We start from the raw sequence: 24,634 nt of genomic DNA on the forward strand, positions 1-24,634 counted from the left end.
TCCCCACCGGGAGTATCCCATTGCGGAAGCACCCTCTCCCCAACCCTCTCCCGCAGGCGGGAGAGGGAGCGCACTTCCGGTCTCGCGAGAGTGCAGTCCGATGATCTCATGATGATCAGCCGCGGACCACTTCCGCCAGTGGGCGCGAGGTAGCAGCGCCGACCTTCGCCGCGGCGCTCTGGATGAAGCCGCCGCCCAGCACGCGGGCCTGGCCGCTGGCTGCGTCGTAGAACACGCAGGCCTGGCCGGGCGAGACGCCCTCCTCGCCGGCGACGAGCTCGACCTCGTATTGGCCATTGCCGCCGCGCAGCCACGCCGGCTGGGGGCTGCGGGTCGAGCGCACGCGCACGAACATCTCGAGGCCGCCGCCGATCGCGCTGTCGATGTCGCCATCGCCGATCCAGTTGACGTCGCGCAGCACGATGCGGTGCATCTTCAGCGCATCGCGCGGACCAACGACGACGCGGCGGTGCGCTGCATCCAGCCGCACCACGAACAGCGGCGAACCGGATGCGATGCCGAGGCCGCGGCGCTGGCCGACGGTGAAATTGGCGATGCCGTTGTGCCGGCCGAGCACGCGCCCCGAGAGATCGACGATGTCGCCGGGGTCCATCGCGTTCGGACGCAGGCGCGTGATGATGTCGGTGTAGCGGCCCGTCGGCACGAAGCAGATGTCCTGGCTGTCGTGCTTGTCGGCGACCGCGAGCCCAAAGCGGCGCGCCAGCTCGCGGGTCTGCGGCTTAGTCATGTCGCCGAGCGGAAAGCGCAGGAAGTCGAGCTGCTCGCGTGTGGTCGCGAACAGGAAATAGCTCTGGTCGCGGTCGGCATCGGCCGCGCAGACCAGCGCGCGCGAGCCATCGGGCAGGCGGCGGGAGGCAACATAATGACCTGTCGCGAGCGCCTGCGCGCCGAGCTCACGCGCGGTCTTCAGGAGGTCGCGGAACTTGACCGAGCGGTTGCACTCGACGCACGGCACCGGCGTCTCGCCGAGCGCGTAGGAATCTGCAAAATTGTCGATGACGGACTCGCGAAAGCGGTCCTCGTAGTCGAGCACGTAATGGGGAATGCCGAGCTTGGCCGCGACATCGCGGGCGTCGTGGATGTCCTGGCCCGCGCAGCAGGCGCCCTTGCGGTGGGTCGCCGCGCCATGGTCGTAGAGCTGCAGCGTGATGCCGACGACGTCGTAGCCTTCCGCCTTCAGCAGCGCAGCCGTCGTCGAAGAATCGACGCCGCCCGACATGGCGACGACGACCCTGGTGTCTTCGGGACGGCCTTCGAGATCCAGACTATTCAGCATGGGCCTTAAAGCGTTGTGACGGCGGCGTAGCGCGATCCGCGATTGCTGTGCCTTCTCGCGGGACATCGGCGATCCCCCGGAACTTTAGTTCCCGAAGGGCACGGCTGCCCAAGTCGAAAGCGGCTGAGAGTGACCTCTTTAATATAGGCGGCATTCCGGTGAAGCAATCACGCGAGCAGCCAGCTTAGGGCAATTCTTGCCGGGGCCGGCAGAAATGGCGGGGACGCCGGCGCGCTGCCGGGCGACGATATAAACAATCAACATATTGATTTTGCTGTATAAATTTACATGGAGGGACACTGGCCCGCTCCTTGCTACCCCTTGTCCGAAGTTGCTTCCAAGGGGTCGCCTGTGGTTGGTCGTACGTCAGATGTCGTGGCAAGCGTGCAAGTCCAGAGCGCGCAGCAAAAGCCTGCCCGGTCGCAAGCCTCGAAAGACACCCCCGCGAGCGACGCTTTCGGCTCGCTGGTCGACAGCAATACCCAGGCAATCGCCAACAAGGCGCAGGACACAGCCCCGCGCCGGAGCGATTCGACGTCATCCTCCACGGCATCCGACCGAAGTCCGCGCGACACCTCTTCCACGGAGCAGCCTTCGCAGAGCAAGGCGAGCGACGATACCGAGACGTCTGCGCCGGCGAAGAACGACAAGAGCGACGCGGCCGGCGATTCCGCCAAGGACGCCGGCAAGATCAAGGACAAGTCCGAGACATCGGACGCCAAATCGACGGACGAATCCGACGAGACCAAGGGCGACAAGACCGACGGCACCGACGCTCCAGCCGCCGCCGTCGATGCGGCTGCCGCCGCGTCGACTGATGCGACGCAGCCCACCCTGCCCGATCCGAACGCGATTGTCGTTGCCGCGCCCGTCGTGCCGGCCGATCCGAATGCGGCTGCGAGCCAGGCCGGCGATGCCGCCGCCTCGCCGCTGACGATCGCCGCAGCAGGTCTTGCCGCCAGTGCCTCCACTGCGGCGCAGATCGCCGGCAACAAGACCGATACCGCCGGCGACAAGAGCGCCAAGGCCGCGGGCGCCGAGGTCGATGCCGAGACCACGACGACGCTCGGCGAGACCGCGACCGGAGCGAGCGAGGCGACCGCGACCGAGGCAAAGGCCAATGGCGGACTGATCGCCGCCGTCAGCCAGGGCACGCCGAAGACCTCGTTCAAGGACGCCGCAACCGCGCAGGCCCAGAGCGACGTCTCGAATATCGGCCAGGACACCGGCAAGGCGAACGCCGCGCAGGCTCCGGCGACCGCGACGGCCGCGCATCCGCAAGCCGCAAAGCCGCAGGCAGATGGCGGAGCGACCGAGGCCAAGGCAGCCCTCGCCGACCGCGCCGCCGACCCGGCACAAGGCGCGCCAGCCACGCACACGCATGCGGGTGCGCAAGCCACCATCGCGCCGACGGATCCCGGTGCGCAGGCCGCTTCCGCCGTGCAGGCGCCGCTGACCAATACGACCTCGGCCGCCACAGCATCGACCGCGACGCTCACCGCGACCGCCGCAACCCATGCGGCCGTGCCGATCAGCGGCGTGCCGATCGAGATCGCGGCTGCCATTCGCGCCGGCAAGTCCCGGTTCGACATCAGCCTCGACCCGGCAGAGCTCGGCCGCATCGACGTCCGCATCAATGTCGACCGCAACGGCCAGGTCACCTCGCATCTTACGGTGGAGAAGCCGGAGACGCTGTCGATGCTCAAGCAGGACGCACCGCAATTGCAGCGCGCGCTCGACGATGCAGGCTTCAAGACCGGCAGCAACGGGCTGTCCTTCAGCCTGCGCGACCAGAATTCATCGGGTCAGAATTCCGGGCAGAATCACGAGAATGGCGGCAATGCCCGCCGGCTGATCATCAGCGAGGACGAAACCGTTGCCGCCGCGCCCGTCGGACGCGGCTACGGCCGCATGCTCGGGTCGAGCAGCGGCGTCGACATCAGAGTGTGAGGAGTATTCAAAAATGGCCACCACGAATGCCGCCACCGCCCCTTCCGTCGTCTCCGGCACCACCGACATCCCGAAATCCTCCTCGATGAGCTCGACCACGGGGTCGACGCTCGCAAGCAACTTTCAGACGTTCCTGACGCTGCTGACGACGCAGCTCCAGAACCAGAACCCGCTGGATCCGCTCGACACCAACCAGTTCACCCAGCAGCTGGTGCAGTTCGCCGGCGTCGAGCAGCAGCTCAAGACCAACGATTCGCTGGCCCAGCTCGTCACCCTCCAGCAGACCACGCAGGCGACCCAAGCGTTGGGCTTCGTCGGCAAGACCGCGCTGGTCGACGGCTCGACGACGAGCATGACGAACTCGGCGGCGATTTGGCATCTCAACGTGCCGACGGACTCCACCGTCGAGATCTCCATCGCCAATTCCAGCGGCCAGACCGTGTTCACCGGCAAATACAGCTCCTCCGCCGGCACCGACATTCCCTTCACCTGGAACGGCATGGGCAATGACGGCACGCAATGGCCCGACGGCAAGTACACGATCTCGGCCACGGGCAAGGACGTGGCGAACAACAATGTCGGCATCGCCGCGCAGGTGCAGGGCGTGGTGTCGTCGGTCGACCTGACCCAGTCGCCGCCGCTACTCACCATCGACGGTGCCAGCTACACGCTGAGCCAGGTCAAGAGCATCATCGCGACAAGCGCCTATTGAGGGGAAACGCTGCAACGACAAATTCAGTTGTCATCCCAGCGAAAGCGGGGATCCACACCCCAGGAAGTCGTTTTCGCGCGAGGCAGTAACCCCGAGTCTTCGTAAGAACGACTCCCTGGGGTTTATGGGTCCCGGGCTCGCGCGGAGCCTGTCATCGGGCCGCGCTTCGCGCGGACCCGTTGGCGCGCCCCGGGACGACGGTTGGGGCCTCGGCGGCACCGCGCTCGGGTCCGGTTCGTTAGTAAAGTATTTACCTTCTGCCCCGCTTGGCCCGCCGGAATCGCGTCTCCCGCCGGTCGAGACGGCCTTGTTCCCGCAAGTTTCAACGAGAATTGTATTGAAGCCTTAGGCTTAGCGGATTTTTAAGCCGCGGGGCGTAGGGTTACTGGCGTGAGTTCAGTGGTTGAGAGTTTGTGAGTACGCCATGACAGAACCCCATCGCCCGAGGGTAAAATACGTCATCGGGCCGGACGGCAGTCCGTTGACGATCGCGGATCTGCCTGCTCCGGGCACCAAACGCTGGGTCATCCGCCGCAAGGCCGAAGTCGTCGCCGCTGTCCGTGGTGGACTTCTCTCGCTCGAGGAGGCCTGCAGCCGTTATACCCTGACGGTAGACGAATTCCTCTCCTGGCAGTTTTCCATCGACCAGCACGGTCTGGCGGGTCTTCGCACCACCCGCATCCAGCAATATCGCCAGTAGGCGATCCGGAAATCTGCGGCTTTTGAAGAAAATCGGCCTCGCCCTGCGAGGCCGATTTTTTTGATGATGCAGTTTTGTCCGACCTCTTAACTCTCGTTAACCATATCGAAACCATCACCTAGGCAATAATTGCCCACTCGGCCTTTCCGGTGAAAGCGGCCGAATCTGTTGGGGCGGTTGCTTGCAAGGGCTTGCGGACTTTCTGAAGAGTATCGGTGCCGCCCGGTTCGGGGCGATGATCGCGGTCACTGCCGCGCTCATCGGCTTCTTCGCCTTCGTCATCATGCGCGTCACCACGCCGCAGATGACGACGCTGTTCACGGACCTCAGCGTCGAGGATTCCTCCAGCATCATCAAGGACCTGGAACGCCAGGGCATCCAGTTCGAGATCCGCAATGAGGGCTCCATCATCATGGTGCCCAAGGACAAGGTCACGCGGCTGCGGATGAAGCTCGCCGAGGGCGGCCTGCCCAAGGGTGGCGGCGTCGGCTACGAGGTGTTCGACAAGTCGGACGCACTCGGCACCACCTCCTTCGTCCAGAACATCAATCATCTCCGCGCGCTGGAGGGCGAGCTCGCCCGCACCATCCGCGCCATCGACCGCATCCAGGCCGCGCGCGTCCATCTGGTGCTGCCCGAGCGCCCGCTGTTTGCGCGCGAGGCGCCGGAGCCGTCGGCCTCGATCGTGGTCCGCGTCCGCGGCTCGCTGGAAGCCCAGCAGATCCGCGCCATCCGCCATCTCGTCGCCTCCGCCGTCAACGGGCTGAAGCCGCAGCGGGTCTCGATCGTCGACGAGGCCGGCCAGCTGCTCGCCGACGGCGCGGCGACCGATCCGGAGCAGACGGTCGGAGACGAGCGCCGCATCGCCTTCGAAAAGCGCTTGCGCAAGCAGGTCGAGGACATCGTCTCCTCCGTGGTCGGTTCGGGTCGCGCCCGCGTGCAGCTCTCCGCTGATTTCGACTTCAACAAGATCACCCAGACCTCGGACAAGTTCGACCCCGAAGGCCGCGTGCTGCGCTCGAGCCAGACCCGCGAAGAGCAGAGCATGACCGCCGACAACAACGGCCAGGTCACCGTCAACAACGAGTTGCCCGGCAACCAGCAGAACAACGCCGCCGCCGTCGCCAAGGACCAGAGCAAGAAGTCCGAAGAGACCAACAATTACGAGATCTCCCGCACCACCAAGACCGAAGTGACCGAGGCCGGCCGGGTCAACCGCATCTCGGTCGCGGTGCTGGTCGACGGCATCTACAGCAAGAACGACAAGGGCGAGCTGGCCTACCAGGACCGCACCAAGGAGCAGCTCGACAGCATCGCCACCCTGGTGCGCTCGGCGATCGGCTTCGACCAGAAGCGCGGCGACCAGGTCGAGGTCGTGAATCTGCGCTTTGCCGACGCGCCTTCCACCGCGCCGATCGGCGAGTCCTCAGGTTTCCTCGGCATGCTCCAGTTCACCAAGGACGACGTCATGTACTTCGTCGAGCTCGGCGTGATGATGCTGCTCGGCCTGGTCGTGCTGTTCCTGGTGATCCGCCCGCTGGTCAAGCGCATCCTCGCCTCCGACGAGGTCGCCGCCGCCATCTCCGGCGTGCTGACGGGCCCCGCCGCGTCGGAAGAGGCCGCGCCGGCCTCCGGCCAGCCGCTGCTGCCGAGCGGCGCCGCCAGCGCCATCGACGTCGCCACCATCCAGGGCCAGGTCCACGCCCAGTCCGTTCATCGCGTCGGCGAGCTCGCCGAGCGCAACCCCAACGAAACCGTCGCCATCATCCGCCAATGGCTGACCGAACCCGCCAAATGACCAAGCAAACTTCGCCGGTGAATCAAGAAGTGATCTGACATGGCCGCCTCCCTGCAAAACGCCAATTCGAACGACATCACCAGCGTGATCTCCACGCTGGGCCAGCGCGCCGGCAGCCGCGGGGGCAGCAAGGCCGAGGCGCTGGCCGGGCCGAAGCGTGCTGCGATCCTGATGCTGGCGCTGGGCGAGCAATATGGCGGCAAGATCTGGAGCTTGCTCGACGACGACGAGGTACGCCAGCTCTCGCTGGAGATGTCGACGCTTGGCACCGTCGAGGTCGAAACCGTCGAGGACATGCTGCTCGAATTCGTCTCGCGCATGTCGGCTTCCGGCGCGCTGATGGGCAATTTCGACGCCACCGAGCGCCTGCTCCAGCAATACCTGCCGCCGGAGCGCGTCAACGGCATCATGGATGAGATCCGCGGCCCCGCAGGACGCAACATGTGGGAGAAGCTCTCCAACGTGCAGGAAGAGGTCCTCGCCAACTACCTCAAGAACGAATATCCGCAGACCATCGCCGTGGTGCTGTCGAAGCTGAAGTCCGAACATGCGGCGCGCGTCCTCGGCATCCTGCCCGAGGAGCTCGCGCTCGACGTCGTCAACCGCATGCTGAAGATGGAGGCGGTGCAGAAGGAGGTGATCGAGAGCGTGGAAAAGACGCTGCGCACCGAATTCATGTCCAACCTGTCGCAGACCCGCCGCCGCGACGCCCACGAGGTGATGGCGGAGATCTTCAACAATTTCGACCGCCAGACCGAAACCCGCTTCATCACCTCGCTGGAAGAGGACAACCGCGAATCGGCCGAGCGCATCAAGGCGCTGATGTTCACCTTCGACGACCTCGTGAAGCTCGATTCCGGCTCCGCCCAGACCCTGATGCGCAACGTCGACAAGGACAAGCTCGGCGTCGCGCTGAAGAGCGCCAACGAGGACGTCCGCAACTTCTTCTTCGGCAACATGTCCTCGCGCGCGGCCAAGATGCTCCAGGACGACATGGCGGCGATGGGCCCGGTGCGCCTGCGCGACGTCGACGAGGCGCAGGCGCTTCTGGTCAATCTCGCCAAGGACCTCGCCGCCAAGGGCGAGATTATGCTGACCAAGAACCGCGCCGACGACGAGCTGGTGTACTGATGGCCGCCCCGGCAAAATTCCTGTTCGATACCGACTTCGCGGCGCCCGAGCGGACGACGCGCGAGAAGGCCGCGACGGCAGCCGAGATCGCCCAGAAGATCGCGGAAGCCGAGGCGCGCGCCTACCAGCAGGGCTTTGCCGCCGGCCAGCACGAGGCCAAGGCCGAGAGCGACCGCCGCGTCGCGCTCGCCATGGAGGAGATCAACATCGCAATTCGGGGCGTCGCCTCCGGCATCGGCAACATCGAGACCAGGATGGAGACCGAAGCGGTCGAGGTTGCGGTCGCGGTGGCGCGCAAGCTGTGCGCCGATCTCGTCGCCGCCGAGCCGCTTGGCGAGGTCGTCGCGCTGGTCAAGGACTGCTTCTCGCATCTGGTCGCGACGCCGCATCTCGTCGTCCGCATCAACGATACGCTTTACGACGCCGCGCGCGAGAAGATCGAGCGGCTCGCCAAGCAGAGCGGCTTCGAGGGCCGGCTGGTGATCCTGGCCGAGCCGGAAATCGCCACCGGCGACTGCCGGATCGAATGGGCCGATGGCGGCGTCGTGCTGGAGCGCGGCGCCATCGCGGCCAAGATCGACGAAATGGTCGGACGCTATATCGCGTCCCGCAGGGGGAATTAAGCCATGAGCGACACAGACGGACAGGTCCCACTGCCCGATCTCAACGGCCCGATGCCGCCTGCTGGCACCGACGTCGGCTACAACGAGGACGAATATGCGGCGCGTGCCGCCGCCGACCTCGAAGCGGTGTTCGACGTGCCGGTGCAGGTCTCGGCCGTGCTCGGCCGCTCCAAGATGGACGTCGGCGAGCTCCTGAAGCTCGGACCAGGCACGGTGCTCGAGCTCGACCGGCGCGTCGGCGAAGCCATCGACATCTACGTCAACAACAAGCTGGTCGCCCGCGGCGAGGTCGTCCTGGTCGAGGACAAGCTCGGCGTCACCATGACGGAAATCATCAAGGCCGAACGCGCCTAGCACAAGGACATGACGCGCGGCAGCGCGAACAGACGGACAGGAGACTGATATGCGGCTTCTCATCGTTGGCACATTGAAGGGCCAGCTCACCACCGCCACCAAGATCGCGATGGAGAACGGCGCCACCGTGACCCATGCCGAGGATCACGAGCAGGCGATGCGCGTGCTGCGCGGCGGCAAGGGCGCCGACCTCCTGCTGGTCGACGTCGCCCTCGACATCCGCGACCTCGTGCTGCGGCTGGAGGCCGAGCACATCCACGCCCCGATCGTCGCCTGCGGCATCACCAACGACGCCCGCGCCGCGGTCGCCGCGATCCATGCGGGAGCCAAGGAATACATCCCGCTGCCGCCGGATCCGGAGCTGATCGCCGCGGTGCTCGCCGCCGTCGCCAACGATTCCCGCGAGCTGGTCTATCGCGACGAGGCGATGGCAAAGGTGATCAAGCTCGCCCAGCAGATCGCCGGCTCGGACGCCTCGGTGATGATCACCGGGGAATCCGGCACAGGCAAGGAGGTGCTGGCCCGTTACGTCCATACCCGCTCGACGCGCGCCAAGCGTCCGTTCATCTCGATCAACTGCGCCGCGATCCCCGAGCACCTCCTGGAGTCGGAGCTGTTCGGCCACGAGAAGGGCGCCTTCACCGGCGCGGTCGCGCGCCGCATCGGCAAGTTCGAGGAGGCGACCGGCGGCACGCTGCTGCTCGACGAAATCTCGGAGATGGACGTCCGCCTGCAATCGAAACTGCTGCGCGCCATCCAGGAGCGCGTGATCGATCGCGTCGGCGGCACCAAGCCGGTGCCGGTGGACATCCGCATCATCGCCACCTCGAACCGCAACCTCGCCGAAGCCGTGCGCGAGGGCACGTTCCGCGAGGACCTGCTGTTTCGGCTCAACGTCGTCAATTTGAAGATCCCGCCCCTGCGCGAGCGCCCTGCCGACATCCTGGAGCTCGCCCAGCACTTCGTGAAGAAGTACGCCGAGGCCAACGGCGTGCCGCTGCGCCCGATCTCGGCGGAAGCCCGCCGCGTGCTCTCCGGCAACCGCTGGCAGGGCAACGTCCGCGAGCTCGAAAACACCATGCACCGCGCGGTGCTGATGGCGCACGGCGACGAGATCGGACCCGACGCCATCATCACGCCGGACGGCGACCGCCTCGATCTCGCCAAGACCGCGCCGGCCGTGGCGCATGCCACCATGGCCGCCGAGCAGGTGACGCGCGCACTGGTGGGGCGCACCGTGGCCGACGTCGAGCGCGACCTCATCCTGGAGACGCTGAAGCACTGCCTCGGCAACCGGACCCATGCCGCCAACATCCTCGGCATCTCGATCCGCACGCTGCGCAACAAGCTCAACGAATATGCCGACGGCGGCATCCCGATCCCGCCGGCGGGAACGCCGGGCGAGTATCCGCGCATGCCGATGGTGGGGGCGTAGGCGGCCACGCTGGTTGAGAGAATGCAGATGCCCGGGCTGGTCCCGGGCATTTTGTTTGTCGGTAGGACAAACACTCGCACCACCCTCGGTGTCGTCCCCGCGAAGGCGGGACATGGCCGCACCGCGTTAGCCGACTAGGTCACGCCTGCGCAAGGTCCTATAACCCCGCGTGAAAACCACGCGAGGGACCACATGTCTGAAGCTCAAATCACGGATTGGCTGGCGTCGCAGCGGCAGGCGATGATCGATCTGCTCCGCGACGTCGTGAACATCGATTCCGGATCCTACGACAAGGAAGGCGTCGATGCGGTCGGTGCGCGGTTCGAGCGGCACTTTGCCGAGCACGGCATTCCGTTCCGGCGCGAGGCCAACGTCACCTTCGGCGATGCGATCCATGCCGAGGTGGCAAAGCCCGGCAGCAACGAGAAGCCCGTGCTGTTGATGGGACATCGCGACACCGTGTTCGCCAAGGGCGAGGCCGGGCGGCGTCCGTTCACGATCAGAGATGGCCGCGCCTATGGACCGGGTGTCGCCGACATGAAGTCCGGCCTTGTCATGAACGTGTTCGTGGCGACTGCCTTCCACAAATTCGGCGGCTCACCGCACCCGATCAAGGTATTGATCACCTCGGACGAGGAGATCGGCTCGCCCTCCTCGCGCCCGGTGATCGAACGCGAGGGACGCGCCGCCCGCGCGGTGTTCAATTCAGAGCCGGGCCGCCCCACCGGCAATATCGTCACCGGCCGCAAGGGCGGCATCTTCATGCATCTCGGCATCACCGGCAAGGCCGCGCATTCCGGCGCCAATTTCGCCGCCGGCATCAGCGCGATCGGCGAGCTCGCACACAAGATCGTGCATATCCATGCGCTCACCGATCTCGACAAAGGCATCACGCTCAATGTCGGCCTCGTCTCGGGCGGTCAGTCCGTCAACACCACGGCGCCCTACGCCGAGGGCCAGATCGACCTGCGATACGTCGATCCGGCGGATCGCGCGAGGGTGATGGCCGCAATCGAGACGATCGTCGCAACGTCGTACGTGCCGGGCACGAGCGCGACGCTGACGATCAAGGGCGAGTTCGTGCCAGTGGTGCAGAGCGCGGATTCGAAGGCGCTGTTCGAAAATTATCAGGCCGCCGCAAGACGGGTCGGCCTCACGACGCTGCAGGGCGAATTCTCCGGCGGCTGTGCCGATTCCGGCTTCACCGCCGCGGTCGGCACGCCGACGATCTGCGGCCTCGGGCCGGTCGGCGGCCTCGCGCACACGCCGGAGGAATATCTCGAGCTCGACAGCATCGTGCCCCGCGCACAGGCGCTGGCGCTGGCGATTCTGCGGGGATAGCCGCCACGCACTCCGTCGTCATGCCCGGGCTTGACCCGGGCATCCACGTCGATCCCAAATTGCCGATGCACGTGGATGGCCGGGTCAAGCCCGGCCATGACGAGGAGAGAGGGCGGCGCGCACCCGCGCGCACGCATTCAACTCACGAATAACTCGGTGCGTCGGGCTTGCGGAAGATGTGGATGGGGTCGCCCGGCACGATCGGAGAGCCTGAGAACATCGCGTAGGCGTAGAGCGCGAGATAGGCGATCGCAAGCGCGCCGACGGCGTAGAAGGCCCAGGTTGCAACGCGTTTCATCGATCCGCTCCATTGCCGTCCCGCATGGGGGTTCAGGCGCTTCTAGAGCGATGACGGAGAAAAGGCCAGCCTTCCGCGCCGACACGCGCGGCGATCAAATGCCGCGCCGGCCGCGCGCGGGAAGGCTGACGTCCGCAAGCCTGGCCGCGTCCTCGTCCTGGTCGACCGCCACATACTGGCCGTGCCAATAGGCAAGGGCCGCGGTGCGGGCCGAGCTCCTAATGTCCCTGACACGGCCGATGACGATGCCGTGCGAGTGGCGTTCGACGATCTCCTCGACCTCGCAATCGAAGGCGGAGAGCGCGCCAACCAGGAGGGGAGCGCCCGAGACCGCCGTCACCCATTCGGCGCCTTTGAAACGATCGGCGCCCTTCAATCCGCCCTTGCCGGAAAAGCGCTCGGCAATCTCGAGCTGGTCGGCGTTGAGGATGTTCACGCCAAAGGCGCCGTGGCGCTTGATCAGCGGAAAGGACGACGCATCGCGGTTGATGCTGACCAGCAGCGTCGGCGGCTCGACCGACAGCGAGGTGACCGAGGTCACCGTCATGCCCGTAATATCCTTGCCCCGCCCGGCGGTGATGACGCTGACGCCGCCGGTGAGGTGGCGCATGGCGCCGCGAAAATCGACGGACGAGACGGGGATTTCGGTCATGAGATCGCGGGGCACTACATTCATGGCATTGCTCCCCGAAGCGGGGATTCCCTCATATTTAGGTACGATCGTCCGCCGACAAAAGGTGGCTCAGGATCGAGCCTTCAAGGCTTGCGAGCTCGACCGAGCCGCGCTGGCGCGGCCGGGCCGCGTTGACCGTGACGTCATGGGCGATCCGGCCCTCCTCGATCACCAGCACCCGGTCCGCCAGGGCGACGGCTTCGGAGACGTCGTGGGTCACCAGGATCGCGGTAAAGCCCTGGTCGCGCCAGACGCGTTCCAGGAGCCGCTGCATCGAGATGCGGGTCAAGGCGTCCAGTGCGCCGAGCGGCTCGTCGAAGGCGAGCACGCGCGGGCGCGAGACCAATGCGCGGCCGAGCGCGACGCGCTGCTTCTGGCCGCCCGAAAGCACCGAGGGCCATTGGTCGCGCTTGTCGGCGAGACCGACCTCGATCAGCGCCTTCTCGGCGCGGTCATGCGCATCCTTGGAAGCACGATCGCGGCCGAGGCCGACCTCGACATTGGCGAGCACGCGGGCCCAGGGCAACAGCCGCGGCTCCTGGAACATCACGCGGATGTCCTCGGGCTGAATATCCTGGCCGAAGCCGATGCTGCCGGCATCGATCTTGTCGAGGCCGGCGATCAGGCGCAGCAGGGTGCTCTTGCCGCAGCCGCTTTTGCCGACGATCGCAACGAACTGGCCGGCGGGGATGTGCAGATCGATGCCGCGCAACACCTCGTTGTCGCCGAAGGATTTGCGCAAGCCCCGGATGCTGAGCGGCAGGCCGCTGGTCTGCACCGGACGATCCTCGCGCACCACGCGGGCGTGAGGCACGAAATTGGCGCGGCTGGCGAGCTCGGTCTCGGGAAGGGAGGTACGAAGCGCTGTCTGCATGTGATTCCCAGTATTTCTTGCTCAACGTTTCTGGAAGGCGGGGTGCCAGGAGAGGGTCAGGCGCTCCAGCACGCGGGAGGCGCTGTCGGCGAGCTTGCCGAGCAGGGCGTAGATCAGGATCGAGAGCACGACGACGTCGATCAGCATGAACTCGCGCGCCTGCATCGCCATGTAGCCGAGGCCCGAGGAGGCCGCGATGGTCTCAGCGACGATCAGGGTCAGCCACATGATGCCGAGCGCGAAGCGGATGCCGACGAAGATCGAGGGCAGTGCGCCGGGGAAGATCACGCGGCGGAACAATTCGCCGTCGGTCATGCCGTAGATGCGGCCCATCTCGATCAGCTGCGGATCGACGGTGCGGATGCCGTGCAGCGTATTGAGGTAGATCGGGAAAAAGACGCCGAGCGCCACCAGGAACAGCTTTGCGCTCTCGTCGATGCCGAACCAGAGGATGACCAGCGGGATCAGCGCCAGATGCGGCACGTTGCGCACCATCTGCAGCGTCGTGTCGGTGAGCTTCGCCGAAAGCTGCGACAGGCCGTTGGCGAGGCCGAAGGCAAAACCGATGCCGCCGCCGATCAGAAAACCGATCGAGGCGCGCCAGAACGAGACCCAGATGTTGCGGACGAGTTCGCCGGAGAGCAGCAGCTTCCACCCGGCGAGCACGACGTCGCTCGGCGCCGGCAGCACGCGCGTCGGCACGAAGCCGGTGACGCTCGCGACCTGCCAGATCGCGATGATGGCGAGCGGCACGATCCACTGGATCAGGCCGTCCAGGCGCGGCAGGCGCAGGCTGCGCGGAAGCGAAATGCTGTCGATCAGGCTCATGACTGCGACACCCGGTGCTGCGGACGGAGATCGCTGCCGACCGTCTCGCCGAACGGACCGCCGTTGAAATGGAGCTTCGTCACGTTGCCCGGCTGCTCCAGCGCGAGCAGCGGAAACACCAGCTCGGCGAAGCGGTAAGCTTCCTCCAGGTGCGGATAGCCCGACATGATGAAGGTATCGATGCCGATGTCCTGATACTCCCTGATGCGGGCCGCGACGGTCCGGGCGTCGCCGACCAGCGCCGTGCCGGCGCCTCCGCGCACGAGGCCGACGCCGGCCCACAGATTCGGCGCGATCTCGAGCTTGTCACGCCTGCCGCCATGGAGCTGCGCCATGCGCTGCTGGCCGACGGAATCCATGCGGGCAAAGTTCTTCTGCGCCAGCGCGATGGTCTCGTCGCTGACATGCCTGATCAGCTCGTTCGCGGCGCGCCAGGCTTCGTCATTGGTCTCGCGAACGATCACGTGCAGACGAATGCCGAAGGAGAGCTTTCTGCCGCGCGCAGCAGCGACCTCCCTCACCTTCGCGATCTTCTCGGCGACCTGGGCCGGCGGCTCGCCCCAGGTGAGATATTTGTCGACGGTGTCGACCGCGACGTCGATGCCGGCATCGGACGATCCGCCGAAGTAGAGCGGCGGCCGCGGCGACTGCACCGGAGGAAACAGCAGCCTGCCGCCCTCGACATGGATGTGCTTGCCCTCGACATTGACGGTCTTGCCGGCGAGGAGGTCGCTGTAGACGCCCAGGAACTCGCGGGTGACCTCGTAGCGCTCGTCATGGCCGAGGAAGACGCCGTCGCCCTTGTTCTCGACCGGATCGCCGCCGGTGACGACGTTGACGAGCAGCCGGCCGTTCGAGATGCGATCCAGCGTCGCCGTCATGCGCGCCGCCACGCTTGGCGATTGCAGGCCGGGACGGACCGCCACGAGATAGCGCAGCCGCTCGGTGAACGGCGCCACGCTCGAGGCGACGATCCAGGAATCCTCGCACGACCGGCCGGTCGGGATCAGCACGCCGAAATAGCCGAGCTGGTCGGCGGCCTGCGCGATCTGGCGCAGATAGTTGAAGTCGACCTCGCGGCCGCCGATGCCGGTGCCGAGATAGCGCCCGTCGCCATGGGTCGGCAGGAACCAGAGGATGTTGCTCTTGGATTGACTCTTGGATTGGCTCATGGATGTGCTCCTAACCGTAGGTCGTGCCGACTGCGGCGGCGACGATGCCGATCGAGAGCACGATGGCTGCGATCAGACGCTGAATGATACGTCTCATGTTCAAACCCTTGTGGATGGGAAGGCCGGTCGGCACGATCAGGCTGCCGGGTTGCGCCAGACGATGTCGCGAATCACGATCGGCTTCGGGATCAGGCCGAGCTTGTAGAAGCGGTCGGCGACGCCCTGCTGGGTCGCGACGATGTCGTCGGTGACGGGGCCGACCACGAATGACGAGCGGTTCGCCGCGATGGTCTGGATGTCGAGAGGAATGCCGGTGACTGCAGCGAGCGATTTCGCGACCTCGTCGCGGTGCTGCTCGGCCCATCTGGCGGTCGCGGTGGTGACGTCGACGATCTGTTGCAGGATCGTGCCGTGGTTCTTCGCAAAGTCGCGATTGGCGATATAGAACGAATTGGTCTTGGTGACCTCGCGCGCATTGATCAGGATGCGGCCGCTCTGCCTGATCTCGCCGATCGCGAAGTAAGGATCCCAGATTGCCCAGGCCTCGATGCTGCCATTGGCGAAGGCAGGCCCGGCGTCCGGTGGCGTCAGGTAGACCGGGGTGATGTCGGCATAGGTGAGGCCGGCCTTCTCCAGCGTCTGCACCACGATGTTGTGCGCGCTGGAGCCCTTGGTGAAGCCGATGCGCTTGCCTTTCAGTTCGGCGATGGTGCGGATCGGCGAATCCTTCGGCACCAGGATGCCCTGGCCGTTGGTGATGGGCTGGCCGGCGGCATAGACGATCGCGGCGCCCGCGGCCTGGGCGAACACAGGCGGGGAATCGCCAACCGCGCCGTAGTCTACGCTGCCGACGTTCATCGCCTCCATCATCGGAGGCCCCGAGGAGAATTCGACCCACTTCACCTCGATGCCTTGGGGCGCGAAATGTTTTTCCAGGGCGGCCTGCTGGCGCGTAATGACCAGCACACCGTTCTTCTGGTAGCCGATACGAATCTCCTTCACCGCGGCTTGCGCGTTGCCGTGCGAGGCAAACGCGGCGACGGCCGCAGTTCCGACGGAAAGTTTCAGAAAGTCCCGACGCTGCATTCCACTCTCCGGGCCGCGTGCGGCCGTCATCATTCACGTTTGAGGAATGATGGTGTGCGTCATCGGAGCTGTCGAGATGTCCGGGAAAATAGCGATGCGAGCACTGCGGTGCATGCTGCGCGCGTGATTAATCTTTCGAGCGGCGAAGCGAATGAGGATGGAATTTTTCTGCACGCGAATGTGAGAGATGCACGGATCTGGTCGAGCGCTCCTCCGGTGGAACACAAAACGTGAAAAACAACCCCATGCACAGTAGCCGAGACGTGCAAGATCAATGAATTACGATTTATCCGAAGTTTGCTTGACCCGTCGGGCAAAACAGGGGCATAATTGCATGATCCCGAATAAGGGCAGAGGTGTGAGGCCCCCCTTTCCGACTTCCACTGTCATTCCCCGCGAAGGCGGGGAATCCAGTATTCCAGAGGCGCCAATGCTTCACACGACGGCTGCGGCGTACTGGATCGCCCGCCTTCGCGGGCGATGACACCGAACGTATGACGAGCGGCGCGCCACAATCATTCAGGTGAGCCCCGAGCACCACGGGCTTAGTGCCACCTCACCGGCAGATTGATCAGCCCGCGGAAGGCCCAGCCGCCGAGCCGCACCGGCTCGTCATCGGCGATCTCGAATCTGGCGCGCGCAAACACGGTCGGCAGCGCGACGTCGGCGATCATGGCGCGGGAGGCGAAGGCGCCGGCGCAGAAATGCGGGCCGGCGCCGAAGGCGACGCTCTTGGTGGTGTCGCGGCGCACGTCGAACTGGTCGGCGCGCTCAAAATGCTTCTCGTCGCGGTTGGCGGAGCCGAACATCAGGAACACGCGCTCGTCGGTTTCGAAGGCGACGTTGCGGATGCTCCAGGGCTTTGCGATCCGCCGCGGCGACATGCCGATGGGCGAGATCCAACGGGCATATTCCTCGAAGACCTGCAGCCAGGACACTTCACCGCGCAAGACCAGATCGAGCTGCTCGGGATGGGTGAGCAGCGCCCAGACCGTCCCGGCGATCGCCTTGCGCGGCTCGTTCTGCCCGCCCGAGATTGCGAGCTTGACGTTGGCGCGCACGCTCTCCATCGGCATGCCCGAGGCGAGAAGGACGCCGAGAATGCTCTGGTCTGGATGCTTGCGCATCACCGGCAGGATGTCGTCGATGGCCGCATCGATCCCCGACGTCGCGGCGTGGCAACGGGCCTCGACGGTGGGATCGCCGGCATAATTGGCGATGCCCTCGATCATGCCTTGCGACCACGCATCCATGTGCTCGAAGCCGATATTGGTGAGGCCGGTGATCGACTTCAGGCATTCGCCGGAGAACGGCAGCGCGAAGTCACGCATGAAATCGATCCGGCCGGGCCCGAGGCGGTCGAGGATTCGATCCGCATGGGCCTGGAACAGCGTGGTCCAGTGCGCCTTCACCGTCTTCGGCGACACCGTCGGAAACATCGCGCGCCGCTCCACCTGGTGCGCCTCGCCGTCCTTGCGCATCATGTTGTGGCCCATCAGCCGGTTCATCAGGCCGGCGGGCTGGTGCGAGGAGAACACGTCGATCTGCTTCTCGGAGATCGAGATGTCGTCGCGGCTCGTCAGCAGCGTCGAGCCGAGCTGCGGCACGAAGGCGATCGGCGCCTCTCGCCTCATCTTCGCGAGCATCGGATAGGGATCGGCCCAGAAGGCGGCGGGGTCGATGTCGATGCGCGGCGCGGTGCTCAAGGCGGTCCCTCCTGATTTCGTATGCTTCAGGGCAGATTAGCGAACTCCGCGGCCGCCGTCTGTCCCTAGCGATAGGGACGGGCGGCATTGGTCTGTTTCGTGAGCCTCCGGCAATGAACTATTAATCGTGAGCACGCGCCTCACGTGCCAGCTGATCGATTATCGCCTAAGTTGCAATCGACAATCATCGAAGAGCTCTGGCGCAAAATCGCATGCAACCATCCGATTGGGCCGTTGTCCTGTACTACGCGTGGCCAGTCATCTTGATACCCGCGGGATGGCTCGTGTTAGGGCGATTGTGCCGGGAACGCGCAGCTTCCGGGGCATCGATGATCGAATTGCGGGAGCAGCACCTCGCAGAAACACACCGGATGAGCGCTGTGATGGAGAGGATCGCAGCTGTTCTCGAGAAGAACAACGGGAAATAGTCGAAGTTACTGGCTTGGGAGGTTGTGGATGACCGTAGCCGATATACTGCTTGCGATGTACTCTTGGTGGCCGTTCATCCTGATGGTGGGCGGCTCGATCCTCGCGATGCGTGCGATGCGCCAACGCACGTCGTCAGGTGCCACGATGATCGATCTGTATGAGCAGCAGATTGCCGAAACGCGCCGAACGAATGCCGGATTGGAGCGAATCGCTGCTGCTCTCGAGCTTGGGATGGGCACGGCCGGATCCCAGGCCAATAAGGGTGGCGGAACCGCTTGAATACGCAAAATGTCCGCGAGACCAAATCGACGGCACGACGGTGAAGCCCCCCAATCCAAATAGGCATCGATCCAGTTGGCGATACCGCTGGACTCCGGATCGCGCGGGCACTGCATGGATGCTGATGTCAGCAATTATCGCTGTCGCCATCTTTGCGGCCGTCGTGATTCATTATCCACTCCTGCCACAGCGAAACGCCGGTGCCGGCTTTGGACCCGACTGGGACTGCACACCTCAGCCCAGAGGCGAACCCACTTGCATCAAGAAGATTGATCGGTAGATCAGCCTGGACCTGCCGCCTGGACAATCAAGCAGTTGCTATCGCGGCCCCTAGATCGCCGCCCGTCGGGACCGAGGACTAACCTACCGGGCCTCGGCAACCTTCGGCCCGGATGACGGTATCTGCGCGTTGGCCGCCGAGGACCGGTTCGACGGCGATGCCGGGTCCGGCGACCGGAAGGCGGCATCGGCCGGCGCTCCCGGGGACGGCCTGCGGGCTGCGGTCGCCGGAAGCACGATCACTTTCGCTCCGACCTTCACCCGCTCGTAGAGATCCGTGACGTCCTCGTTGGTCAGCCGGATGCAGCCGGACGACACCTTCTTCCCGATCGTCGCCGGATTGTTGGTGCCGTGAATTCGATATTCGGTCTCGCCAAGATACATCGCCCGGGCGCCGAGCGGGTTGCCGGGGCCGCCCGCCATGAACCGCGGCAGATAGGGCTGGCGCGAGACCATCTCCGCAGGCGGATGCCAATCCGGCCATTCGGCCTTGCGGGCCACGGACTGCTCACCGGACCATGTGAAACCTTCGCGGCCAACACCGATGCCATAGCGCATCGCCTGCCTGTCGTTCAGGACGAAATAAAGGAACGTGTTTCCGGTATCGATGATGACGGTGCCCGGGGCCTGGCGGCTCGTGTAGTCAACCACCTGGCGGACGAGCGCTCCGGGAGCGCCAGCATCGGCTTTTGGCGGTTCGACCAGCGGAGCCGGGACCGGAATCGGAGCTGGAGCCGGGGTGAGAGCCGCCGTGGACGCATGAACTGGAGCCACGTAAACCGGCGTTGACGATGCCCGGGCTTCGCGCGCGGACGGTGTCCGTGCCGGTTGCACGCTCGCCGGGCGAGACAGCAAACCGTACCCCAATGCGGCGACGGCCACCGCGCCAATGGCAACTCTCGCGGCCATTGGTATTGCGAGCGTCTCAGCCTTTTCACGTTTGGCCCGCTTGCTCACGTCTCTCCCCAGGTCATCATGCCCAAGAGAGGTACCCAGCAAAATTTAAGAAACTTCCAAGCGATTTCGCTCAGACTGGAACCGCAAGCTGTGGTTAACGCCGAACTCGCGTCGATTTGGCTTGGGTTCTGCCAAGTCCGATCCAACCTCGACCGCGCCGACGCGGCCAGACGCCATCATAATCTTCGCCTTAGTGCCAGAACCGGACATGCCGCCTTTGCTCGCGTCACCACTTATGCCTTGCGAGCGCGGAATGATGACACCTCATCGAGCACCGCCGCTCGGCGCGTCTGACGTCGGGGATCGACGCTCGTTTGACATCGCTGCTGGCTTCCGCGGCTGTTGATATGGCTGCAACTCGCCCGCCTCTGTGAATACGAAATTAAAGCACTGATCATTAATGGTCAGGCGGCTTTTGGACGGCTCGTGCACTAGGGTGCTTTTCATTTCCCAATGCACGTCTGAGGGTCGAATGCCGGGGCCAAATACGATGAAGTTGCTGAATTGAGACGCCCAATTCAGGCGGTTGCGATCGTTCGTACGAAGAACTGATTGGCTACAAGTCTTGGTGATGATATCGTCGCCCCAGCCCTCTTGCAGCACCACGATATCATTGCCCCACCCCAGATGCAGAACATGGTCGCCACGGCCCGGGTTGACGATGTCATCTCCCCAGGAGTCATCTAGTACGTTGTTGGCCTTGCCGAGCACGAAGAACTGATTGCCGAAGGCGCATTTCAGATTACCGCCGCCGGCCTGGCCGCCGAAGTAAAAGCCCTTACAATCGCTACCGCTGTCGACCGTGCCTACTGCGGCTTCCGGGTTGAATAAATAGCGGGGGCCTATCGGCGCCCCCGGATCGGGACCGAGCCCTCCATTTGGAAACAGCGTTGGAAGTTTGTGGTCCTTCATCAAATCGATCAGAATTTTCATGGTCGGCCGGAATTCGGCAGGCGCTCGATCCATCGCGGCCTCGTAATGCGCGATGGCTTCTGCCGGCGTGGCCGAGAGCAAGACGCGGACCTCAGCGGGATGCAGGATCGGTGCTGGAGCGCGCATGTAGTGGTTGCGAGAGGGCGGGATCGAAAAGTATGTACCAGCGTCATAGTTGCCCTGAAAACTCGTTTCGGCCAAACCAGACTCCTGCTGTGCCGCAGCCAGAAAGCCGCGGTAGTGATCGTGCATGTAGCGCACGTTTTCGCCAGCCCCCTCCCACTGATAAGCCCATACGGGACATGATGAGCGATTGACGATATCTACGTCAGCGGACGCGCCGCTGACGCGCTGCTCATCACGTCCAAAGAGGATGATTTTTTGCAACCTTGCACCCGACTGCAACTCGATGCGCCACAGGCTCGGCTTGAAGGAACTAAGGGCAAGCACCACCGGCTTATCGGTTGGCCCGATAACGATGCGGCCGGAGCCAGAGTATGAACCGATCAGATGCAACTCGGCAGCTTGGTCTGTCGGTACTATCTCGTTGAGATAGCCCGCATCCCTGTTGTCTCGCAGCAAGGGAGTGATCGAGGTCGGCGGATGGGAGAGCGGCAGGCTTGTACAGCTGGGCTGCGCCTCCGCTATGAGTGGATTAGCCGCGCATAGGCCAACAACAAACAACCAAAGCGCCAGGCATCGCATTCGCGGATGTCCTCGAAACTGGGTTTGAAGATCATCGGCTGAATATGGCTAGAGGCGAGCGAACTCGGAAAGGACCAAATGAACTAGCGTTAATGGGGGGTATCTGAATATCAACGCGATGCCCGCTCCGGGTCAAAGGCGCCGTTTGAGCAGTCGGTCGGGTACTTCCGGTCTACCCCAATGAACGGACCTCTCCAGAGCCGGTCGCCATATCTCAAAGGTGCCACTTCCAGGATGCGCAGCACGCCTCCGAAGTAGACGTTCGCGTTACGCGGACCGGCCGCGACACCACCTGTTATCAGGCCCTGCCGCAGGACATCGCCGCTGGCGGCAGATATGCGCCACTCACGATGAACATGCTGCCGCTCGGCGGCCCGCGCTTTGAACTCCTGAGCCGTCCCTGCCGGCCAGGCTGGAGACCCAGCTTGCGCACTTTCAGGATTCCGCTCTACACTCTTAGACAGCATCGACACACTAAAGTATCCACAAGTTGTGTCTCGCGATTAACGGGACATTAACCCGCGGCTCAAGCGCGTACCGTGGCGTTGTCGGACAGGAGTGGACCAGCCCCATGTGGAAAGACCCCATCAAGAGCACGCCTTCGATCATCCAGACCGATTTCGGGCCCTTCGGGCAGAGCCTGCCGGGGGACGGTGAAGCCTATTGCGGCCCGACGTCGATGGTCATGGGCCTTTACTGGCTGTCGGCAAACGGCTTCACGCAGGTTGCTCCTGCGGTCTACAACGGCGAGGACGACCCCGTGGCGATCAACCTGGAAAGGGTGGTCGCGGGCTTGATGCAGACGTCGAGCGAGAGCGGCAGCTTCGTGGACGGCATGACGAGCGGGATGGCCGACTATCTGTCGGCCTGCGGAATCGGGCCTGATCTCTATCAGTTGACGAGCACTCCCAATCCGGACCTCGCGTGGCTCGCCGATCAGTTGGCCCCGAACGTGTCCGAGAGTCCGCAGACGATCGTCTTGGCCAATTTCGCGGTTGGCTGGTTTTCCGTTTCCCAGACGACGAAGGGATACATGGAAAATAGCGGCGGCCATGTCCTCGCGCCGCTCACGGTGAACCTGACGGGCGGCACGATCACCATCAACAACGCTTTCCCCGCCTCGTTCGAGAACGTACCCAACCTCCCGTCCAGCAATCCGCAGACCGTCCAGATCGCGCAGATGCCCAGCGGATGGACGCTGCAAAATCAGCCGCTCCCCTCCGAAGACTACAGCCAGGTCGTCACCGACGCGCTCACCGGGTGGGGCGTCTACGCCGTGCTCTGGCAGGGGCAAGCCTGGGCGATCTCGCCGTCGGCGCTGCCCTCGACATCCGGATACGAACCCAGCACCTGGACGATCAACAAGCCTAAGGTCATCAACACGAACGGCGGCACGCTGACCGTCTTCGCGCCGATCTCCGGGCTGGGCGGCCTCCACAAATACGGTGAAGGCACGCTCCTGCTCACCAACACGAACCAGCTGATGGGACACAACACCGTAGGCGCCGGGACGCTGGCAAGTACCCGGACATCCGGCACACCATTTGGCAGCTTCAGGATGATGGTGACGAACGGCGGAATACTCGAGCTTCGTTCGGACGGCGCGACGGCCGATGTGCAGATCGCCTCGGGACATCTGGCGACGTTCGTCATCGGCTCTACGGGAGGCGCCTTGCAGCTTTCCGGAAGCGGCAACTATCGTGTCGTGATCGGGGGCAATGACGACGGTACCCTGACGAACATTGTCCGCAACTCCGGCGGGACTCTTGTCATCGTGCCGGGCGGCGGCATGGCCCAGCTCGGACTGACGCAACAGGTGTTCGTGGCAGGAACGGGAGCAAACCTGCCCGTCGTCACGAACGGGATCGTCGCTCCCTACATTCTCGGAGAGGACGACGACGCGGCCAGCTCGGGCAAGTTCCTGACCTATTCGTCCTCCGAGGGCTTCGCGAGCGCGGCGACCGTGTCCTCGACGGATGTCGGCATCAACGACGTTCCGGCCGATGCGGTCTACGAGGTCGTCGACAGCCAGGCGGTCGAGAGCGGCGGTGTGCCGCAGGTGGCGGCGCTCGAAGTGAACGGCGGGGCGATTACGGGCGGCGATGCGAGCATTCTGGTCGGAAGCCAGGCGAGCGGCGACACCGCAGGCCTCATCATGAACGGCGGCAGCATCGCTACTGCGAGCCTTTCGTTCGGCGCGGCGGAAGGCCTGATCTACACCAATGCCAGCGGCGGTAGTTCGCAGATCGCGGCCGCCATCGAGGGGTCGGCGGGCCTGACGATCTTCGGTCCCGGCACGCTGACCCTGAGTGCAGACAGCAGCGGCACGCTTTCCGGTCCGATCAGGGTCAATGGGGGTACGTTGATTGCCGGCGCTACCGGTGGATCAGCAACGGGTGCCGGCGAGGTGCTGGTATCCTACGCGGCGACGCTGGAGGTCGTCGGCACGGTGACCGGCGCGGTCGTTGTCGGCGAGTCGGGCACACTGTTCATGAACGGCGGGACGGTCTCGGGCCCGGTCACCATTGCAGCGACCGGCACCGATACGCCTGCTCCCGGCGGCATATTACAAGGGAGCGGAACAATCAGCGGGACCACCTCCATCAGCGGCATCATCCAGTCAGGCCCGCAGGCTGGCCTGATCACGTTCACCGGCGAGACCACTATGACCGGCGACGCGAGCTTCTATTGGCGGCTGCAGAAGCTCGTGGACGATGCTGACCCCGGAGCCGGACCTGGGATCTACTGGAACGCGCTGCAGTTCAATTCGCGGGATACGAACCTCGGCACCGAGAATGCACCTCTCTGGCTCTTCCTCGACTTCAGCGCCGTCGACGGGGACCCGGACGGCGGCAACGCGTTCTGGACGAAGCCCCATACCTGGACGCTCTTTACCTACGCAGCCGATGCCGGTGACTATTGGCCGGCGTACGAGAACTTCTCGTACCAATCCGGGAACTTCAGCACGGTCTTCGACAACTGGGTCGTCTCCCTACAGTGGAAACCGGCCGCCTCGCCGCAGAGCCTCCCCGAGCGATGGCGCGCGAACGCTCGTGCGAGAAGCAGGTAACCTT

General features: G+C 64.6%; 22 protein-coding genes. 11 read left to right on the forward strand and 11 right to left on the reverse strand.

The genetic code is table 11. From position 1 onward, the window contains the following. Window positions 1-115: 115 nt before the first annotated feature. Complete coding sequence (gene mnmA / locus XH96_RS34100) at window positions 116-1,297, reverse strand: tRNA 2-thiouridine(34) synthase MnmA (protein ID WP_194389731.1); 1,182 nt, start codon at window positions 1,295-1,297, stop codon at window positions 116-118. Window positions 1,298-1,648: 351 nt separating this feature from the next. On the opposite strand from mnmA, the gene XH96_RS34105 reads away from it, so the two are divergent. The 9 genes from XH96_RS34105 (at window position 1,649) to XH96_RS34145 (ending at window position 11,341) form a co-directional block, all read left to right on the forward strand. Next, a complete protein-coding gene (locus XH96_RS34105) occupies window positions 1,649-3,247 on the forward strand; it encodes a flagellar hook-length control protein FliK (protein WP_194389732.1) in 1,599 nt (532 codons plus the stop codon). 13 nt (window positions 3,248-3,260) lie between these two features. Then, a complete protein-coding gene (locus XH96_RS34110; RefSeq protein WP_194389733.1) occupies window positions 3,261-3,959 on the forward strand; it encodes a flagellar hook assembly protein FlgD in 699 nt (232 codons plus the stop codon). Between the two features lie 424 nt (window positions 3,960-4,383). Then, entirely contained in the window at window positions 4,384-4,659 is a 276-nt protein-coding gene (locus XH96_RS34115; protein ID WP_002714638.1) for a DUF1153 domain-containing protein, read from the forward strand. A 181-nt stretch (window positions 4,660-4,840) separates the two neighbouring features. Further along, window positions 4,841-6,457: a flagellar basal-body MS-ring/collar protein FliF gene (fliF, locus tag XH96_RS34120; protein WP_061881323.1), complete on the forward strand. Its 1,617-nt coding sequence runs from the start codon at window positions 4,841-4,843 to the stop codon at window positions 6,455-6,457. A 39-nt stretch (window positions 6,458-6,496) separates the two neighbouring features. Further along, entirely contained in the window at window positions 6,497-7,588 is a 1,092-nt protein-coding gene (fliG, locus tag XH96_RS34125; protein ID WP_194389734.1) for a flagellar motor switch protein FliG, read from the forward strand. Next, on the forward strand, window positions 7,588-8,211 hold the full coding sequence (locus XH96_RS34130; RefSeq protein ID WP_194389735.1) for a FliH/SctL family protein: 624 nt from the start codon (window positions 7,588-7,590) through the stop codon (window positions 8,209-8,211). Before fliG ends, XH96_RS34130 begins: the two co-directional genes overlap by 1 nt. 3 nt (window positions 8,212-8,214) lie before the next feature. Further along, window positions 8,215-8,565: a flagellar motor switch protein FliN gene (gene fliN / locus XH96_RS34135; protein WP_194389736.1), complete on the forward strand. Its 351-nt coding sequence runs from the start codon at window positions 8,215-8,217 to the stop codon at window positions 8,563-8,565. A gap of 49 nt (window positions 8,566-8,614) precedes the next feature. Beyond that, window positions 8,615-10,000: a sigma-54-dependent Fis family transcriptional regulator gene (locus XH96_RS34140; protein WP_194389737.1), complete on the forward strand. Its 1,386-nt coding sequence runs from the start codon at window positions 8,615-8,617 to the stop codon at window positions 9,998-10,000. 192 nt (window positions 10,001-10,192) lie between these two features. After that, entirely contained in the window at window positions 10,193-11,341 is a 1,149-nt protein-coding gene (locus XH96_RS34145; protein WP_194389738.1) for a M20 family metallopeptidase, read from the forward strand. Window positions 11,342-11,483: 142 nt separating this feature from the next. On the opposite strand, the gene XH96_RS34150 is transcribed toward XH96_RS34145, so the two are convergent. From XH96_RS34150 to XH96_RS34180, 8 genes are all read right to left on the reverse strand, one after another. Beyond that, window positions 11,484-11,639 carry a hypothetical protein gene (locus XH96_RS34150; protein ID WP_028180679.1) on the reverse strand — a complete coding sequence of 52 codons (156 nt, stop codon included), beginning with the start codon at window positions 11,637-11,639 and terminating at the stop codon, window positions 11,484-11,486. A gap of 94 nt (window positions 11,640-11,733) precedes the next feature. Further along, the gene (locus XH96_RS34155) at window positions 11,734-12,315 is read right to left on the reverse strand and encodes a flavin reductase family protein (protein WP_194389739.1); all 582 of its coding nucleotides are present in this window, start codon (window positions 12,313-12,315) and stop codon (window positions 11,734-11,736) included. A gap of 34 nt (window positions 12,316-12,349) precedes the next feature. Then, window positions 12,350-13,186 carry an ATP-binding cassette domain-containing protein gene (locus tag XH96_RS34160; RefSeq protein WP_194389740.1) on the reverse strand — a complete coding sequence of 279 codons (837 nt, stop codon included), beginning with the start codon at window positions 13,184-13,186 and terminating at the stop codon, window positions 12,350-12,352. Between the two features lie 21 nt (window positions 13,187-13,207). Beyond that, window positions 13,208-14,014: an aliphatic sulfonate ABC transporter permease SsuC gene (gene ssuC / locus XH96_RS34165; RefSeq protein WP_194389741.1), complete on the reverse strand. Its 807-nt coding sequence runs from the start codon at window positions 14,012-14,014 to the stop codon at window positions 13,208-13,210. After that, complete coding sequence (gene ssuD / locus XH96_RS34170) at window positions 14,011-15,186, reverse strand: FMNH2-dependent alkanesulfonate monooxygenase (protein ID WP_194389742.1); 1,176 nt, start codon at window positions 15,184-15,186, stop codon at window positions 14,011-14,013. The genes ssuC and ssuD overlap by 4 nt, the downstream gene beginning before the upstream one ends. Window positions 15,187-15,196: 10 nt before the next feature. Next, window positions 15,197-15,319 carry a hypothetical protein gene (locus XH96_RS39710; protein WP_256439327.1) on the reverse strand — a complete coding sequence of 41 codons (123 nt, stop codon included), beginning with the start codon at window positions 15,317-15,319 and terminating at the stop codon, window positions 15,197-15,199. Between the two features lie 2 nt (window positions 15,320-15,321). Continuing rightward, window positions 15,322-16,272, reverse strand: a complete 951-nt coding sequence (locus tag XH96_RS34175; protein WP_194389743.1) for a sulfonate ABC transporter substrate-binding protein — start codon at window positions 16,270-16,272, stop codon at window positions 15,322-15,324. A gap of 545 nt (window positions 16,273-16,817) precedes the next feature. Then, on the reverse strand, window positions 16,818-17,978 hold the full coding sequence (locus XH96_RS34180; RefSeq protein ID WP_194389744.1) for a cytochrome P450: 1,161 nt from the start codon (window positions 17,976-17,978) through the stop codon (window positions 16,818-16,820). A gap of 456 nt (window positions 17,979-18,434) precedes the next feature. On the opposite strand from XH96_RS34180, the gene XH96_RS34185 reads away from it, so the two are divergent. Next, window positions 18,435-18,686, forward strand: a complete 252-nt coding sequence (locus tag XH96_RS34185) for a hypothetical protein (RefSeq protein WP_061881334.1) — start codon at window positions 18,435-18,437, stop codon at window positions 18,684-18,686. A gap of 363 nt (window positions 18,687-19,049) precedes the next feature. Here XH96_RS34185 and XH96_RS34190 read toward each other — a convergent pair whose 3' ends face one another. Continuing rightward, window positions 19,050-19,922 (reverse strand): L,D-transpeptidase, encoded by an 873-nt coding sequence (locus XH96_RS34190; protein ID WP_194389745.1) that lies wholly within the window; start codon window positions 19,920-19,922, stop codon window positions 19,050-19,052. 264 nt (window positions 19,923-20,186) lie between these two features. Beyond that, complete coding sequence (locus XH96_RS34195; RefSeq protein ID WP_194389746.1) at window positions 20,187-21,437, reverse strand: hypothetical protein; 1,251 nt, start codon at window positions 21,435-21,437, stop codon at window positions 20,187-20,189. Window positions 21,438-22,131: 694 nt separating this feature from the next. On the opposite strand from XH96_RS34195, the gene XH96_RS34200 reads away from it, so the two are divergent. Next, window positions 22,132-24,630: a hypothetical protein gene (locus XH96_RS34200; protein WP_194389747.1), complete on the forward strand. Its 2,499-nt coding sequence runs from the start codon at window positions 22,132-22,134 to the stop codon at window positions 24,628-24,630. Window positions 24,631-24,634 lie beyond the last annotated feature (4 nt).

The sequence above is a fragment of the Bradyrhizobium sp. CCBAU 51765 genome, assembly GCF_015291725.1.
Classification (GTDB): domain Bacteria; phylum Pseudomonadota; class Alphaproteobacteria; order Rhizobiales; family Xanthobacteraceae; genus Bradyrhizobium; species Bradyrhizobium liaoningense.

Excerpts from the sequence above, each read along its gene's own strand:
- mnmA (WP_194389731.1), bottom strand. The coding sequence starts at position 1,297 with ATGCTGAATAGTCTGGATCTCGAAGGCCGTCCCGAAGACACCAGGGTC.
- XH96_RS34110 (WP_194389733.1), top strand. The coding sequence starts at position 3,261 with ATGGCCACCACGAATGCCGCCACCGCCCCTTCCGTCGTCTCCGGCACC.
- XH96_RS34115 (WP_002714638.1), top strand. The coding sequence starts at position 4,384 with ATGACAGAACCCCATCGCCCGAGGGTAAAATACGTCATCGGGCCGGAC.
- fliG (WP_194389734.1), top strand. The coding sequence starts at position 6,497 with ATGGCCGCCTCCCTGCAAAACGCCAATTCGAACGACATCACCAGCGTG.
- XH96_RS34130 (WP_194389735.1), top strand. The coding sequence starts at position 7,588 with ATGGCCGCCCCGGCAAAATTCCTGTTCGATACCGACTTCGCGGCGCCC.
- fliN (WP_194389736.1), top strand. The coding sequence starts at position 8,215 with ATGAGCGACACAGACGGACAGGTCCCACTGCCCGATCTCAACGGCCCG.
- XH96_RS34140 (WP_194389737.1), top strand. The coding sequence starts at position 8,615 with ATGCGGCTTCTCATCGTTGGCACATTGAAGGGCCAGCTCACCACCGCC.
- XH96_RS34145 (WP_194389738.1), top strand. The coding sequence starts at position 10,193 with ATGTCTGAAGCTCAAATCACGGATTGGCTGGCGTCGCAGCGGCAGGCG.
- XH96_RS34150 (WP_028180679.1), bottom strand. The coding sequence starts at position 11,639 with ATGAAACGCGTTGCAACCTGGGCCTTCTACGCCGTCGGCGCGCTTGCG.
- XH96_RS34155 (WP_194389739.1), bottom strand. The coding sequence starts at position 12,315 with ATGAATGTAGTGCCCCGCGATCTCATGACCGAAATCCCCGTCTCGTCC.
- XH96_RS34160 (WP_194389740.1), bottom strand. The coding sequence starts at position 13,186 with ATGCAGACAGCGCTTCGTACCTCCCTTCCCGAGACCGAGCTCGCCAGC.
- ssuC (WP_194389741.1), bottom strand. The coding sequence starts at position 14,014 with ATGAGCCTGATCGACAGCATTTCGCTTCCGCGCAGCCTGCGCCTGCCG.
- ssuD (WP_194389742.1), bottom strand. The coding sequence starts at position 15,186 with ATGAGCCAATCCAAGAGTCAATCCAAGAGCAACATCCTCTGGTTCCTG.
- XH96_RS34175 (WP_194389743.1), bottom strand. The coding sequence starts at position 16,272 with ATGCAGCGTCGGGACTTTCTGAAACTTTCCGTCGGAACTGCGGCCGTC.
- XH96_RS34185 (WP_061881334.1), top strand. The coding sequence starts at position 18,435 with ATGACCGTAGCCGATATACTGCTTGCGATGTACTCTTGGTGGCCGTTC.
- XH96_RS34200 (WP_194389747.1), top strand. The coding sequence starts at position 22,132 with ATGTGGAAAGACCCCATCAAGAGCACGCCTTCGATCATCCAGACCGAT.